Here is a 15,557-nt window from a genome sequence, read left to right as displayed (position 1 = left end):
TTACTACAAATGTCGTAATTATTAATTAAGATTAATAATTACGACATAAATAACTTATAAACGTTTAAAAAATCGATTTAATTACTTTTACAACCCTTTGTTTGTCCTCAAACGTAAGATTTGAACCACATGGCAAGCAAAGTCCTTTGTTAAAAAGATTTTCTGACACCCCACTAGTATATGCAGGAAATTCATTGAAAATTGGTTGTAAATGCATAGGTTTCCAAAGTGGACGGGACTCAATGTTTTCTTTTTCTAGACTTAATCTTATTTTCTCTCTTAACTCAAAACTACTAGTCAAAATAGTAGTTAACCATCTATTAGAAAAATACCCTTCTGGTTCATCTGTAATAGAAATTACATTAATCTCTTGGAGTTGATCTTTATAAAATCTAAAATTACTTCGTCTAGCTGTAACTCTATCGTCTAAAACCTCCATTTGACCTCTACCTATTCCAGCTACAATATTTGACATTCTGTAGTTGTAACCTATATGTGAATGTTCGTAATGAGGAGCAGTATCTCTAGCTTGCGTTGCCAAAAAAGTTGCTTTTTTACAATATTCAATATTATTAGAAACTAGGGCGCCGCCACCAGATGTAGTAATAATCTTATTTCCATTGAATGAAAATATTCCTAATTCACCAAAAGTTCCCATCGATTTACCTTTATAGGTTGAGCCTATAGCTTCAGCAGCATCTTCTATAACCGGAATTTCATATTTATTAGCTATTGTTAGGAGCTCATCCATCTTAGAAGGCATCCCATAAAGATGTACCAAGATAATTGCTTTTGGTTTATTTCCTTTTTGAATTCTATAATTGATAGCATCTTCTAATAAATTTGGACACATATTCCAAGTATCCTCTTCAGAATCAATAAATACAGGTATAGCATTTTGATATCGAATAGGATTCACTGAAGCAGAAAAGGTAAATGAAGAACAAATAACTTCATCGCCAGATTTCACCCCTAATAAAATTAATGCTAAGTGAATAGCTGCAGTACCCGAACTTAAAACGGAACATGACTTCGCTCCAGTATAGTTGCATATATCTTGTTCAAAACCATTAACATTTGGACCTAGTGGAGCAACCCAATTGGTATCGAAAGCTTCTTTTATATATTTTTGCTCTTCACCAGTTAAATGAGGAGAAGAAAGCCAAATTTTTTCCTTCATAAACTTAACTTTAACATAAAGTAAGTAAGTCTTCAACTATTCGTTCTGCGGTTTTACCATCCCATAAATGGGGAATAGCTCCTAACTTCCATTCGCCATCATGTAACTTTTTCATATAAGGAGCAACATTGTCTGGATTTGTACCTATCAACTCATTAGTACCTATAGTAATGGTTTCGGGGCGCTCTGTATTATCCCGCAAAGTCATGCATGGTATCTTCATCACCGTTGTTTCTTCGGTGATTCCGCCTGAGTCAGTAACAACTGCATATGAATGCTGCACCAGATAGTTAAATTCTAAATAACCCAATGGCTCAATCATATGTAAATTTGAAGCTTCAATACCGATATTTTGTAATATTTTAGCCGTTCTAGGGTGTACTGGAAATACAATAAGCATCGTATTGGCACCTTTGGTAATTTCATCAACCAAATTTTTAAGCTTCTTTTCTTCATCTACATTTGCTGGACGATGTAAAGTCATTACAAAATACTCTTTTTCCTGTAAGCCAAGTTTGTCATAAATAGCGGGTTTATTAAAACGCGGCATGTTTTTTAATAAAGTATCTATCATTGTATTACCTACATACCTGATTTTATGCTCTGAATGACCTAGATTTCTCAAGTTTTCATTAGCAATTTCACTTGTGGTGTAAAAAATATCGGTAATTGAGTCAGTCACCATACGATTGATCTCTTCGGGCATAGTTAAGTCATTAGAACGAATACCTCCTTCAACATGTATTACTCGAATGTTTAGTTTTTTAGCTGCAATACTACAAGCCATGGTAGATGTAACATCGCCCACTACGAGACACCAGTCAGATATGTCTTCTAGTAGTAGAGCTTCATAGCGTTCCATAATGCGAGCAGTTTGTTCGGCCTGAGTTCCAGAACCTACCTCTAAATTCACGTTTGGCTTTGGTATCCCTAATTGTTCAAAAAAATTACCAGACATTTTTTTATCATAATGCTGACCAGTGTGAATCAATCTGTATTGAATTTTATCTTTTACTTTTTCTAATTCTTCAATTATAGGTGCAATTTTCATAAAATTTGGTCTTGCGCCGGCAATGATATCTAATTTCATAGCTTATTTATTTTAACAATTGTGTTTCTTTCATAATTAGAGGAAGTTCATCCACATCTCTCAAAAAAATTAAATCTTTCTCGAACTCATATATTCTAAAGTCCTTATCAAAATTACTATCATTATTTAAAATTCTAATTGTATCTTCTGCAAAATTTGCTCCTCCAGCCGCAAAACATTGGGTGAAAGCTACATGACGCACATTAACTTCAGTTATAAAAGGCTTTCCATATATATCTTCTTTAAAATCGACTGTAAAAAAGCCATGTTTAGAAGTATTTGTATGGTTAAACATACAGTCCATTGCCGTAATTGCTTCTTCTACAATCTCTGGCTCGTTTAATAATCTTCCAAATGATGTGTTTCCAGTTATTCCAGATGGTGCTACTTTAGCCATAATATAATTTACTCTTTCAGCCACAGCTGCTCTAATCAGACTACCATTATAATATAAAAGTTTACAAGCGAGATTTCTTCCTGGCAAATATTCACTAGCCAAAAATTGTTTAACCTTAGGATTAATTTGAATCCAATTCTTTAAAGAATCTATATCATAAATTTTTAAAGATCCTAATCCGCTTGAACCACTGGTACTTCTAACCCAATATGGATAGCCTAATTCTTTTCCAATTTCGCTCAATTCTTTTACACTTCTTGAAAAAGAGATTGATTTTGGAACAATTTCAATCTTAGAAAGCACTTTTGTCATTTTAGCTTTATCTACTAAAAATAATGCTAAATTGTGATCGGGAATTAATGCTTTACAGGGTAATTCTTTCTCATTATTTCTTTTACTCCATTCTAACACTTCTAACTCAGGCAAAATTACAGCAAATTCAATTTGGTGCTTCTGAATAATCTCCTCAATCGTATTCCAGTAATCTTTAGATGTAGCTTTAGGTATAATATACGAATGCTTAAAAAGGTTTTTTTGATATAAGCCAATAGAAAGAGGATTAATATCAGTTCCTACAAACTCTATCTCTTCTAAATTGCTAAAATTTTTAATTGCGTTCACAAAACTTCTAGGCGTGGGTCCTCCAACTCCAGTTATTAATATCTTCATTTATTCCTTTTGAACTTTAGTTTAACCATGTATTCATAACTTTTTTTCTCTTACCAGACGATAATAAAGGTATTTCATTAACATACTCAATAATAATAATTGCATTGTCTCCTAAATATATCTTAAATTCATCTATCAACTCTTTTTCTCTATTAAATTCATTTTCAATATTCAATTTAAACATATAGGTTTTTTTGCCTGTTTGTATAAATTGATATTGCAATAACTCAGAATAATTCCACATAGAGTTAGTAACCACAAAAGAAGATAATAATTGACCTTCCGTATTGTAAATCACATCCATTCTTCTACCTTCAACTTCTTTTAAAAACGATTTCCCTTTTTCACCGTATGATATAGCTCCGATGTCTCCTGTATCATATCTTATAATTGGCATTGCAAAATTATAAAGATCTGTAATAACTATTCTACCTATTTTCCCATCGGGTGCTGGCAAGTCATTGTCTAAATTTAAAATTTCTACGTGGTAACTAGCATTGTTTAAATAAAAGTTTTTCGAAGAGTTAATTTGCTGGGCAATAATACCATTTTCTACATTAGAATACCTTGAGAACACACTATTAATATTCAACGTTTTGCAAATAAATTTACGAGAATTTTCATCAAGTGATTCAGACATTGTAATTACCGACTTTACATTAAAAAAGAAGGTAATGTTATTATCGTATATAAATCGACACAACATTTCTATTGCAGAAGTATAACCAAGGATATGTATATTTTTAAACTTATTTAGTTCGTTAATTATATTCTGAAGGTTGGAATTACTTAAATTTAAAACGTTCACTGGTTCTATATTTTCAGTCAACCTTTTAATCTTATTCTTTTGATTAACATTATTCCAAATCTTTAAATAAACTAGTTTCTCACCTATTTCAAAACCAGCTTTTTTACCATAATAAATTGTATCTGCCGTATTTCTGTATTTCTTATTTTTATTTTGAAGCACTTTAAACGGTAAACCAGTAGATCCACTAGTAACAACTTCAAAAATTCTCTTATTTTTAAATTTTTTTGAACTAAAATCATTAAAGTTATCTCTAATCACTTTTTTATCTATTACTGGAAAATCTGCAACGGTTGTAAATTCAATATTTTTGTAATAATTAGTTGTATTAATAGCATGATTGAGTAATTCATTTAATTGTTCAGTTTTGCCTTGCTTTAATATTTTACCATCCAAAACTGATTTTACATGAACTAAATGTTTATATACATTAGCTCCTTTTAAGATGTCAATTGTCCAAAAAGCTATTTTTCTTATATTGAAAGCCACGAGTTTTACTAATTTTTACCATTAAAAGGTTCCATTGATTTATCTTCACTTTGATTAATTCCCTCACTTTTAATTACTTTAAGAAAAGTCAACCAAAAGATTTTGATATCGAATAAAAAAGAAAGGTTATCAATATAATAGACATCAAATTCAAATTTTTTTGACCATGATATACTATTACGGCCATTTACCTGTGCCCAGCCAGTTATTCCTGGTTTTACTTCATGTCTTCTCATTTGATCTTTTGAATAAAGAGGAATGTATTTGAATAATAATGGTCTTGGGCCTACTAAACTCATGTCTCCTAGCAGTACATTTATTAATTGTGGGAGTTCATCCAATGATGTTTTACGAATGAATTTACCAAGTTTAGTTAATCTATATTTATCTGGAAGTAATATCCCTTTTTCATCTTTCCTATCATTCATTGACTTGAACTTCAAAACTTTTATTTTTTTTGCCTTATAACCTGGTCTTATTTGCACAAAAAACGGATTTCCCCTATTCACTATAGAAAGTAGGATAATTAAAACTAAAAAAACAGGAATTAACAGTATAATTAAAAACAAGGAAACAAATATGTCTAACAATCTTTTAAAAATATTCTTATACATACTTATTATTCTCATTATTAATTAAATCAGCCACCTGAGTTGTAGTCATAAATTCTACATCAGGCCATTTTTTTATGATCATCTTTAATAATTTTTTCAACTTTTTTAAACCATTTACCCTATTGTTTTCATCTATCCCTCCAACAAAATTAACACGGTGCGTACTTATGTTAGCAATTTTTTTCCATTTAAAAGCAGACGATATCTGTTCAATACAATATTCTTCCCAGTTTATATTCTTAATTGTTAATGGTTCATAAACGCAATTTCTAACAAAATATAATTGGTCAAACTCATTTTTCTTTCCTGTATAATTAATTGATTTTTTGAATTTTCCACCTCCTTGATGTTCTTTTTTAATAAAATTATTATCAACTATAGTAATACCATTTTTCGCCAATGTTTCTTCTAAAATACTATGTGAATATCCCCCAGGCGAAGTAAAATGCTTTGGCTTACATTTATAAATTTCTTTAAAGAGTCTAATACCATCGCTAATAATAGGTTTGTAACTATCATTTTCATTAAAATATTCGAATGAAAAAGCCGAGACATAATCCATATTTTTAAAAGGTTCATTAGTAATACATGCGTACGATCTATTATTGATAGCCGAAATTAATTCGTTACTTTTATTACGCAATAAAGTATTAAAAACTTTAATATTAACATGTTCTCTTCCATGAAATTGTGGAGAAATGAGTTTATTATCAATTCCCTCATGAATTAATTTCATTACATTATTATTACCAAAAACTTTTTTTTGAGTTTCTATTAATGACTCATAGAAAAAATGAGAATAATCTGATTCTATTATTCTTTCAAAATCAGGATTTGAACTAAGACAAAATAAAGTAAAAATTGGGTTATTATTATTCTTGTCTTTTATAGAAGATAACGTTTCGTATAACATTGTCATATCATCCTCATTTTCAAGACTATCAAACTTATCAAAAATGTTTGAATCTACATTAAGACCTTCATTTTTCATTCTTTCTCTAGCCTCTTTAGATGCTACTCTAACATTGCCATAATCATCAACCGAAAAAACTATTATTTTTCTATTTGTTTTCCAGCCAAATTGATTTTTTATAGTTAAGTTAATTTTTCTTTTCTTTAAAAAAATATTCATTAATCTAAATCACTTAAAAAATTATTGTATTCATTTAATAGAGCCTCCCAAATTACTTCTCTCTTAAAATTTGTTATTATATTATTTCTAGCGTTAGATGCTAAAAGTTTTAAGTACTCTTTGTTATTAATTAGGTATTCCATAGAATCATACATATCGTATGTATCTTTTGGCTTTATTAAAAGACCGTTATACTTATTCTTAATTATTTCATTACATCCATTTATATCAGTTACAATACACGGTAGCTTCATTGACTGTGCTTCTAAAACAGCGTTAGGGAACCCCTCTCTATAACTTGGTAAAATAAAAATATCACTCAATAAATAATATGGTCTTACATCATCAAACCTACCTAGAAATTTTATTCCTTGATTTTTTTGAATTTGCTCTCTAACATCACTACCTAATATTCCATAATCCTTTTCGAATTGCCCCACAAGTAGAAGTTTTATATTTTCATACCCCTTTTCAACTAATAGGTTAAAGGCTTTTACAAGTTCAACTATCCCTTTCTCTTTGGCAATTCTACCAACAAATAAAAAAACGATGTCCTGTTCTTCGATTCCAATCTCTTTATTAATTTTTTCTACATAAGAGTTGTTAAAATCTAAACCATCTGGATTGAAAAAATTGGTATCTACTCCATTAGAGCTTCCATTAGCAATAACCTTCAATTTATTCGGCTTACAATATTTTTGTTCTAAAATAAACTCCTTTAACCCAAAAGAATTAGGGTAAATCTTGGTTGCAAAAGAATACGTAAGTTTTTCAGTGAAATCAAGAATTTTTCTTTTAACACCTTTTAAATTAGTTTGAGGCAGTCCGCCAATTGTGTGAATTCTTATAGGAACACCAGCAAATTTTGAAGCTATCATGCCTAATAATCCTGCTTTTGGCGTATGAGTATGCACTATATCTGGTTTTTCTCTTAAGAAAAAGAAAAAAAATTTGAAGAGAGAAATGATATCTTTTATTATTGATATGTCTCTTGACATATTGATTTCATACATCCTAATCCCTTCTCTTTCCTTTATTTCTTCAAAATGTTTTTTGTCATAACTTGTAACACCAACTATTTCAAAATACTTACTCATAAAGTTAAGCTGCCCTTTAAGAATTATATTCATTGAGATAGGTACGGTAGTAACTCTAATTATCTTTTTCTTCAAACTACTTGGCTGTATTTATTTGTTAATTAAAGAAGTAATCTCTTTATATAATTTTTCTCCCAATTGGTTATAAGATCTTTTTTCTAAAATATAGTCTCTACCCTTTTTGGATAATTGAGAAGAAAGTTCATTATTTCTTAAGATCTCTGAAATTTTAAGCGCTATTTGTTCAGCAGAAAAATCAACAAGTTCATTATTCCCGTAGCAAGAATTAATAATAGTTTCTTGTTCAGGTATTCCCTTTGTTCCTATTACACAACAACCTGCAGCAAGATATTCCATAAGTTTGGTCGGCGAAATTTGCTTAAGAATTCCATCACTAGGTATTGTAGACAAACCTATTTTAGAATTCTTTAATTTTTCTAAAACAATTTTTCGTTCTACTTTACCATGAAAATAAACTGAATCTTCAAGATTATTCTTTTTCACATATTCACTTAAGTACAAATTATCATTCTCATTATGAGAACTCCCCCAAATATGAAGATTAATTTTTCCATAATTTGAGTTATAAATTTTCAAAGCGTCTATTATAACATCTACCTTTCTACTTCTTGACAAAGTACCTATATAAGTTAAATCATAGTCTCTACTATGATAATCAATTAAATCTAAGAAGTCAGATGTTTCAACCCCAAGTGGAAAAATTAAAAACTTAGACTTCTGCTTCTTCCATTTTTCTTCTAAGAAGTTCTGCATTTCTTGACTTATTAGTAATATCCTATCTACATAATTCAAGAAAAAGCCTCTAAGTAATTTATCTCCTTTAGATTTCATTTTAAACAGAAGACTCTTCTCAGAAGTAGTAAAAGCCTGTAAATGTGATATTTGATGGAAATGCAATTTAATCTTATTGTTAACTTTTAGCCACCATCCAATTAATAAATATATTGGGTCATTTCTTGAAAACAATATATCTTGAATTTCTAGCTGATTAATTTTTTTAGTAAAATAATACAGCTTATGCAACTTGTTTAAAAAAAAGTTATCGGGCTTGTTATTTATAGTTATAAAATTAACATTCTTGTCAGTTGGAACGTTAAGATTACTTTTATAACCTACAAATGTTACTTCGCAATTTTGATTTGGTAGATTTTTTTCAAGTACACCTTGAATAAAAGAATGATCCGAAGGTATATCTTTATCCACTAAAACAACAACTTTAATTCTTTCTTTATCTTTAACAATCACACTTTTATATTGAATGAATCATTTAAAATTTTGTACAGTCTATTTTTGTGCTTTCCATATAGTTCATCTCTCCATTTTTGAGTAGGAATGCTAAATCCTTTCTTCTCTCGATAAAGTATCTCATTTGGAAGAGTATCTTCCATAGCTTTTTTAAGAATCCCCTTTAATTCTCCTTTTGGGTTTCTCACTTCTACCGGCAATGAAAAAGAATATTCTATCACTTTTCTAGACAAAAATGGCACTCTGCACTCTAAAGCTACACTCATACTCACTCTGTCAACTTTAGTAAGAATATCATCATGCAAATATGTTTTAAAGTCTAAATATTGTAACCGAGTAATAACATCTAAATTTTCTTTATAATATTTTCTATAATACCAATAATCATCATATTGATCTTCTATTTTAAAAAAAAATTTCAGATCTTTTTTCTCTTCAGCTAACATACCTCCCATTAATTTAGTATATAATTCAAGGTCAGCTAAATTTATTAATTTTACTCTCCATAATTTGCTATTAATTTTAACTAATATCGGGGCTGTTATTCTAGCTATTAGTTTCATAAAACCTGTTTTACGAAAAGGTATTTTTGAGATTAAATGAAAAGCTTTATACCACTTATACCCTCCAAAAACTTCATCCCCTCCATCGCCTGTTAAGACTACAGTTACATTATTTCTGGCAAATTCTGAAACTAAATAAGTTGGAATACAAGAAAGATCAGCAAAAGGTTCATCATACCATTTTCTTATTTTACTTAACAGCTCTTTACTATTATTTTGATTAAGTATTTTTTTATGATGTTTGGTTTTAAAAAGTTTGGCAACCTTATCAGCAAAATATGTTTCATCATGTTGTTTATCCGTAAATCCAATAGAAAATGTTTCTATTTTATTACTTAATTGTGAGGCTAAACTTACTACAACACTAGAATCAATACCTCCGCTTAAAAAAAATCCAACTGGTACATCACTAACCATTTGCTCATAGACAGATTCTTTAAGCAATTTTTTAATATTTACCGCAGCTGATTTGATATTTGCTGGTTTAATCGATAAATCTACTTCCCAGTATATTTCTTCTTTAAATGATAAATTCTTAATATCAAAACTAATATAACTTGCTGGGCTTAATTTGTATATATTTTTATATAATGTTTTAGGTGTAGGTATATATTGGTATGTGAAAAAATCATAAAGAGCAGTATTATCATATTTTAAATTTTTCTCTCCATAATAATTTTCGATTGCTTTTAATTCAGATGCCCAAACTAAAGTATTTTCGAAGAAACCATAGTAGAGAGGTTTAATTCCAACTCTATCTCTACATAAAAAAATCTTGTCATCCTTCTTATCATAAATAATCAAAGAAAACATTCCGTCGATTTTATCTAAAAGTTTCTCAATTCCCCATTCTTTATAACCATGCAAAATAACTTCAGAATCTGAAGTACTTTTAAAATTATATTTTAATTTTAATTCATTTCTTAATTTTTTAAAATTATATATTTCACCATTTACTGTAATAATTACGTTTTCTTCATTATCAATCATAGGTTGTCTACCTTGCTCAGATAAGTCTAATATGCTTAGTCTTCTATGTCCAATAAAAATATTTTTATTAGAATACTCATTCCATTGATCTGGCCCCCTATGCGTTAATGTGTTTAATGCTTCTTTTGACTTATTATAGTCAATTTCATTTTTTGAAACTACACCAAAAATTCCACACATTTAAAAACTATTTTTTATAATATTTATCTAATTTGAAACAACAAAATTTAAGACTTTTTCAACAATAACTCTTTCATTAAGTTTTTCTTTTATTTTTTCTGCATTCTTACCCAGGTAAACCCTTTTTTTCTCGTCATTTATTAACTCATTTATAACTGCGGAAAGTTTTTCTGTATTTCCATTTTCTACTATCAAACCATTGACTCCAGGTTCAATAATATCTCTAGGGCCAGCGATGAAATCAAAAGAAATACAAGCTAACCCATTGGCCATTGCTTCACATAAAGCATTTGGAAATCCTTCACTTCTAGACGGTATTACAAATATTTTTGATTTAGAAAATACTTTATCTATATCTATAACTTTTCCTAAAAAAAAAATTCTATCCTCAATATTTAAGCTTTTAGATAGTGATTTTAGTTTTTCACCTTCTTCATCTCCGCCTGCAAAAACAAGTTTCCAATTATTATCAACTTTTACAAATGCTTTAACTAATCTATCAAATCCTTTTAAATGATCATTTAATCTTCCGACAGCAAGAATTTGATTTTCTTTTTCAAAATTATATTTATTTACAGTTCTTAATATATTGGGAATGACTTTTATAGGTGTTTTTTTTGGAAATAGCTTTTTCTGATATAGTTTAGCAACATTGGTTTGTGCTATCACTCCCGTTGGAGGAATGAGTCTAAAAATACAATAGTTAAAAATCTTAATAAAAAAAGGCCATTTATATAATGGTGATGCCCGATTACTTATAAAGATTTTATTTCCAGATTTAAAAAGAGCTACTAATGCTATAGCAGAATAAAAAAAATTGTATACTAATATTACATCTGGCCTAAGATGTTTTATTTCTTTTCTAAGCCAAAGAATTGTTTTTAAAAGATTAAGTCTATTAGTATTTATGCTTTTTGGAGGTTGTATAAAATTTATACTTTTATTTAATTTAAAAAAAATTTGCTGGTTAAACATTGCTAAATAAGTCACATTAACAGAATCTCTATTTTGCAATGCATTAGCCATATTACAACTAGCTCGTTCCATTCCTCCCATTTTTAATGATGGACCTATTACACAAATCTTTTTTTCCCTTTTATTCAAATTTAATCAATATTTGAGATTCGTATAGATCGTCATTTATTTCATCTACAATCCTTCCACCTTTAGCCTCACTAGTATATTTATTTGGAATTTTTATTTTTTCTTGGGCACTTCTCAAATACCATTCATACTCTATATCGATATTGCCTATATCAATAGCTTGATACCCTAGTTTTGCTAAGTCATAGGATAATACAGTAGCTGTTGGCCCCATCGCAATAAGTATCAATTTTTTTTTACTAATTTTTTTAGCATAATTAAAAATATCATCATAAAACGAAAAGGCATTGTGAGCTGGACCCAATATTCTTTCTATTTGATTAGCATCTGAGAATAAATCATTACCAACACCTAATCGACTTTTATCGCCTTCAATAATAACAATATCTCTTTGATACCATAATAATTTTAAGTTTTCGAACCATCTTTTACAGTGATTTTTATTCACATAATCTATATATACTCTTGTGATACTCGAATTATAATAATCTTTTGAAAGGTTTAAATATTTTCTTAGTCTCGGGTATATCCATGAAATTTGACTTCTCCATAACAACTTACTAGATTTCTTCAGATTATCTAGTGAATGATAACCTATAGGCAACCCAACTAAAATATTTTTATCTTCAGAATTTAAAATTTCTATCATTCTTTTTTTGAGCAAACTGTCAAATTTTTGATATGGTAAATTAAGTTCATCTATTATATATAAAAATTCGCTATCTCCATATCTTGAAATGGAGCATTTATCATTAGTTAATTTATTTAAAGTTTCCTCTATTGATTTAACCTTGGGTAATGGCCAGATTTCAACAACCACTGGATTAATAAAACTAAAAAAGTACTTGGCTATTTTTCTAGGGATTTTAAACGCTTTAGAATATCTAAAGTTCATATTATTTTTTTGTTTTTAAATTCAATTATTGCCGCTCGATATTAAATCTCCAAGATTTTTTGAAGTCATAAACTCAACATCTGGCCATTTATTTACAATTTGATCTAACATTTTTTTAAAGAGTCTAAGGTTTTTAATTCTATTTTTTTCATCTATATAACCAATGTAATTTAATCTATGGGTTGAAATTATTGCAGGTTTTTTCCAAAAAAATGAGGATTTAATTTGTTGCAAAGTTTCTTCAACAGGATTTTTGTATTCTGGTAATGACGGCTCAAAAATACAGTTTCTTACAAGATAAATCTGATTGAGTTCATTTTTTTCTCCAACAAAATGTTTCTTATTTTTCAATTCTTTCCCCTTATAATAAGTAGGTAATACTTGTTTTCTAGAAGATTGTATATATTTTATGTTAATCTCATTTAGAATGTTTTCAACTTCACTGCTCCAAGTATAATTAGGTGCTATGAATGTATCGGAAGAATACCCAAACTTTTTAATAAACAACTTTTCAGCCTCGCTTAATGATTCTCTTATAAAAGAAACTTCATCTAAACTTTCTATATCGAAGGCAGCCATATAACTTTTACCCTTCAAATTAGAGTATTTTGAGCTTAAACCAAACATATAACTATCAAAAGCAGTCTTAACCTCACTAACGTTAAGCTTTAAATTTTCTAACCATCTTTTTACATTTAAATGTTCTCTACCATGTAATTGTGGGTAAAATATTTTACTACTAAGACCTTCTTTCCAAAGTGAAAATGATTTTTCATGATTATCATAACTACTGAGAGTGTTAGTAAATATTTCATAACTGTACTCGGTATATTCACTGCTCTTAATCTTATCAAAATCAGGGTTTGCCATAATGGCATTTGCAGTAATAATAGGATAATTATCATTTTTATCTCTAAAACCTATTAATATGTCAAATAACGCAGAAAGATCATCTTCACTTGCTAAAGAATCATATCTAGTAAATGGATCTTTATCAACGTCAATTCCTTTATTTAATAAATACTTGTAAACTTTCTTAGAGGGCATCCTTATTGAACCCCAATCATCAGACTCAAATACAATAATTTTTCTATTAGTTTTCCATCCTTTTAAATTGTGATAATTTCTTCCTAAAAATGTCTTAAAATATTTACTATACATTAAAAAATCTTATTAATTCATCCATTTGAAAAACCACATCTGGTACATTAGTATTCGCCAGATAACTGGATTATATAACAAACTATCATTTTTAAACTTTGTAACTAAACCGGATACAAAAGCTGGATTAAAAGCTTGAGTTTTTCGAATTGAACTATCTGACAAATATTCATCTATTAAATAACTAAGTTCATTTTTTAAATATCGAGATATAGGCAAATCAAAACCAACTTTAGGTCTATCCATTATTTTTGGATCCAAATAATCATGGGTTATATCTCTAAGAATTTTCTTAAACGTTTTACCATCGTATTTATATTCCATAGGTATTTGGGCAGCCAGTTCAGCCAATCTATGATCCATCAACGGTTCTCTTCCTTCTAGCGATGTAGACATTGTAGCTCTATCTACTTTCACTAGTAAACAATCTTTTAGGTTCATAGTATAATCTAGTAACATCATTGGGGAAAAATCACCATTTAATTTCTCATAATTCTTTAAAAATATATCTGGTTTACTTTTATGAACACTAATAAATAATTTCTTGTTAAAAACATCTGGTAATCTTCTAGATTGATAAATAAGCTCTATTAACCTACTTTCTGGTTCGGTTTTTAAAATTTCTTTTAAACCTTCAATTCTATGTTTTGTGTGGTTATTAGGTAGCATTTCCCCTAAAGCTCCCAATGCTAAAGAAGCTATTGGATTAAAAATTTTAGGGATTTGGTTTATTTCTGAATATCTTTTATAAAAATTACTATACCAAGAATATCCTGCAAATAGTTCATCTCCTCCGTCAGCTGATAAAGCTACGGTTACATCTTTTTTTGCTAATCTACTCACTAAAATTGAAGGGATTGCTGAGATGTCAGCAAAAGGTTCATCATAATAATAAGGTAATTCTGGAATTATATCCCGGGCTTCTTTATGTGTACAATTATAACTTATATGATCTGTTCCTAATCTATTTGCCACCTCACTAGCATAAGACGACTCATCTATTCCATCAGGGAAGCCTATAGTAAAGGTCTTTATTTTATTAGTACTGTCATTTTGTAATATTGCTGTAACTAAAGAGCTATCATATCCTCCGCTTAAAAAAATTCCAACTGGGACATCAGAAACCATACGATACTTGCAAGATGATATTAATAATTTCTTTACTTGATTTTTAACTTCAGAATAATTATAATCTAAAACAGGTTTTTGAAAATATTTGGAAAGATCCCAATAATTAATGTATTCTTTTTCGTTAGACTTTAATGTTATTTTTAACCAGTGAGCAGCTGGTACCTTACTCACATATTTAAATATGGATAAATCGCCGGGTATATATCCAAATTGCATATACTGGTAAAGAGAAAAATTATCAATCTCTTTATTAAAATCTGGATGTTTATGGAATGATTTTAGCTCAGAGCCAAACAATATTAAACCATCCTTCTGATAAAAATATAAGGGTTTTACACCAGCCCTATCTCTACATAAGAAAACTTCTTTTTTACTTTTATCATATAAAGCAAAAGCAAACATTCCAATAAACTTATCTACACATTTTGTTCCCCAATGTGTAAAGGCTTTTAAGATTACTTCCGTGTCGGAATTTGAGATAAAATTATATCCAAGATCAATTAAAACCTCTTTAACTTCATTATAATTATAAATTTCTCCGTTTAATATAATAGATAATTCTTGATCATTCATAGGTTGATTCCCAGCAGAACTCAAATCAATAATACTAAGTCGAGCATGCCCCATTCCTAATTGAAAGTCATCTTCATTATAAAAATCAATTCCTATATTATCAGGTCCTCTATGATGTAAAGTTTTAGTCATAAGTCCTAATATTTCATTATTAGATTTCCTATTAAAATCAATAAAACCTGTAATTCCGCACATATCTATTATTCTACTTAGTTAAA

At 28.9% G+C, this 15,557-nt stretch carries 13 protein-coding genes; all 13 read right to left on the bottom strand.

The features are described from left to right. Positions 1-64: 64 nt before the first annotated feature. The 13 genes from AC3IF2_RS04200 to asnB (AC3IF2_RS04140) all read right to left on the bottom strand — a co-directional run bounded on the left by AC3IF2_RS04200 (position 65) and on the right by asnB (AC3IF2_RS04140) (position 15,534). Positions 65-1,180 (bottom strand): DegT/DnrJ/EryC1/StrS family aminotransferase, encoded by a 1,116-nt coding sequence (locus tag AC3IF2_RS04200; protein ID WP_489165791.1) that lies wholly within the window; start codon positions 1,178-1,180, stop codon positions 65-67. A gap of 10 nt (positions 1,181-1,190) precedes the next feature. Beyond that, positions 1,191-2,270 (bottom strand): non-hydrolyzing UDP-N-acetylglucosamine 2-epimerase, encoded by a 1,080-nt coding sequence (gene wecB, locus AC3IF2_RS04195; RefSeq protein ID WP_489165790.1) that lies wholly within the window; start codon positions 2,268-2,270, stop codon positions 1,191-1,193. A 7-nt stretch (positions 2,271-2,277) separates the two neighbouring features. Continuing rightward, the gene (locus AC3IF2_RS04190) at positions 2,278-3,336 is read right to left on the bottom strand and encodes an ATP-grasp domain-containing protein (RefSeq protein ID WP_489165789.1); all 1,059 of its coding nucleotides are present in this window, start codon (positions 3,334-3,336) and stop codon (positions 2,278-2,280) included. A gap of 16 nt (positions 3,337-3,352) precedes the next feature. Further along, a complete protein-coding gene (locus AC3IF2_RS04185; protein WP_489165788.1) occupies positions 3,353-4,633 on the bottom strand; it encodes a phenylacetate--CoA ligase family protein in 1,281 nt (426 codons plus the stop codon). A gap of 8 nt (positions 4,634-4,641) precedes the next feature. Further along, positions 4,642-5,247, bottom strand: a complete 606-nt coding sequence (locus tag AC3IF2_RS04180; protein ID WP_489165787.1) for a sugar transferase — start codon at positions 5,245-5,247, stop codon at positions 4,642-4,644. Then, complete coding sequence (locus AC3IF2_RS04175) at positions 5,240-6,379, bottom strand: hypothetical protein (protein ID WP_489165786.1); 1,140 nt, start codon at positions 6,377-6,379, stop codon at positions 5,240-5,242. The genes AC3IF2_RS04180 and AC3IF2_RS04175 overlap by 8 nt, the downstream gene beginning before the upstream one ends. Next, positions 6,379-7,476, bottom strand: a complete 1,098-nt coding sequence (locus AC3IF2_RS04170) for a glycosyltransferase family 4 protein (RefSeq protein ID WP_489165785.1) — start codon at positions 7,474-7,476, stop codon at positions 6,379-6,381. The genes AC3IF2_RS04175 and AC3IF2_RS04170 overlap by 1 nt, the downstream gene beginning before the upstream one ends. 90 nt (positions 7,477-7,566) lie before the next feature. Further along, positions 7,567-8,742 carry a glycosyltransferase gene (locus AC3IF2_RS04165; RefSeq protein ID WP_489165784.1) on the bottom strand — a complete coding sequence of 392 codons (1,176 nt, stop codon included), beginning with the start codon at positions 8,740-8,742 and terminating at the stop codon, positions 7,567-7,569. Next, entirely contained in the window at positions 8,739-10,475 is a 1,737-nt protein-coding gene (gene asnB / locus AC3IF2_RS04160) for an asparagine synthase (glutamine-hydrolyzing) (protein ID WP_489165783.1), read from the bottom strand. Before asnB (AC3IF2_RS04160) ends, AC3IF2_RS04165 begins: the two co-directional genes overlap by 4 nt. A 27-nt stretch (positions 10,476-10,502) precedes the next feature. Next, on the bottom strand, positions 10,503-11,579 hold the full coding sequence (locus tag AC3IF2_RS04155) for a glycosyltransferase (protein ID WP_489165782.1): 1,077 nt from the start codon (positions 11,577-11,579) through the stop codon (positions 10,503-10,505). Then, on the bottom strand, positions 11,572-12,474 hold the full coding sequence (locus AC3IF2_RS04150; RefSeq protein ID WP_489165781.1) for an SP_1767 family glycosyltransferase: 903 nt from the start codon (positions 12,472-12,474) through the stop codon (positions 11,572-11,574). Before AC3IF2_RS04150 ends, AC3IF2_RS04155 begins: the two co-directional genes overlap by 8 nt. 21 nt (positions 12,475-12,495) lie before the next feature. Beyond that, positions 12,496-13,635, bottom strand: coding sequence for a polysaccharide (de)acetylase (locus tag AC3IF2_RS04145; protein ID WP_489165780.1), 1,140 nt, complete (start codon positions 13,633-13,635; stop codon positions 12,496-12,498). 12 nt (positions 13,636-13,647) lie between these two features. Further along, the gene (gene asnB / locus AC3IF2_RS04140) at positions 13,648-15,534 is read right to left on the bottom strand and encodes an asparagine synthase (glutamine-hydrolyzing) (RefSeq protein WP_489165779.1); all 1,887 of its coding nucleotides are present in this window, start codon (positions 15,532-15,534) and stop codon (positions 13,648-13,650) included. Between the last annotated feature and the right edge of the window lie 23 nt (positions 15,535-15,557).

This window comes from Maritimimonas rapanae (genome assembly GCF_057837205.1).
This window is presented reverse-complemented; position numbering and strand designations above follow the sequence as displayed.

What these genes read in the sequence shown, in the direction of transcription:
- AC3IF2_RS04145 (WP_489165780.1), bottom strand. Translation starts at nt 13,635, where the DNA reads ATGTATAGTAAATATTTTAAGACATTTTTAGGAAGAAATTATCACAAT.
- asnB (WP_489165779.1), bottom strand. Translation starts at nt 15,534, where the DNA reads ATGTGCGGAATTACAGGTTTTATTGATTTTAATAGGAAATCTAATAAT.
- AC3IF2_RS04175 (WP_489165786.1), bottom strand. Translation starts at nt 6,379, where the DNA reads ATGAATATTTTTTTAAAGAAAAGAAAAATTAACTTAACTATAAAAAAT.
- AC3IF2_RS04180 (WP_489165787.1), bottom strand. Translation starts at nt 5,247, where the DNA reads ATGTATAAGAATATTTTTAAAAGATTGTTAGACATATTTGTTTCCTTG.
- wecB (WP_489165790.1), bottom strand. Translation starts at nt 2,270, where the DNA reads ATGAAATTAGATATCATTGCCGGCGCAAGACCAAATTTTATGAAAATT.
- AC3IF2_RS04170 (WP_489165785.1), bottom strand. Translation starts at nt 7,476, where the DNA reads ATGAGTAAGTATTTTGAAATAGTTGGTGTTACAAGTTATGACAAAAAA.
- AC3IF2_RS04150 (WP_489165781.1), bottom strand. Translation starts at nt 12,474, where the DNA reads ATGAACTTTAGATATTCTAAAGCGTTTAAAATCCCTAGAAAAATAGCC.
- AC3IF2_RS04200 (WP_489165791.1), bottom strand. Translation starts at nt 1,180, where the DNA reads ATGAAGGAAAAAATTTGGCTTTCTTCTCCTCATTTAACTGGTGAAGAG.
- asnB (WP_489165783.1), bottom strand. Translation starts at nt 10,475, where the DNA reads ATGTGTGGAATTTTTGGTGTAGTTTCAAAAAATGAAATTGACTATAAT.
- AC3IF2_RS04190 (WP_489165789.1), bottom strand. Translation starts at nt 3,336, where the DNA reads ATGAAGATATTAATAACTGGAGTTGGAGGACCCACGCCTAGAAGTTTT.